The following is a 216-nucleotide window of genomic DNA, read 5'->3' as shown; positions in this document are numbered from 1 at the left end:
GGGCGTGGCCTGGTCCGCGCCCGCGATCACCATGACCGTGGGCAGGTGGGCCCGCTCGGCGGCCTCGCCCACCAGCGCCGGGCGGCCGTAGAAGCCCGCGCAGCCGGCCAGGCCGAGCTGCCCGCCGGCCTGCCGCCAGGAGTGGCTGCCGCCGAAGCAGAAGCCCACGGTGACGACGGGCAGATCGGCTCCGTGGCGCCGCCGCAGCTCCGCCAT

At 78.2% G+C, this 216-nt stretch carries 1 protein-coding gene; it reads right to left on the bottom strand.

All coding sequences use genetic code 11. From position 1 onward, the window contains the following. Positions 1-216 (bottom strand): dienelactone hydrolase family protein (locus A6V29_RS08580; RefSeq protein ID WP_170977775.1); only part of this gene is annotated, 216 nt, incomplete at both ends.

Source organism: Blastococcus sp. CCUG 61487 (assembly GCF_005222955.1).
Classification (GTDB): Bacteria; Actinomycetota; Actinomycetes; order Mycobacteriales; family Geodermatophilaceae; genus Blastococcus.
The sequence above is the reverse complement of the archived record's forward strand: the minus strand, read 5'-3'. Positions and strand labels throughout refer to the sequence as shown.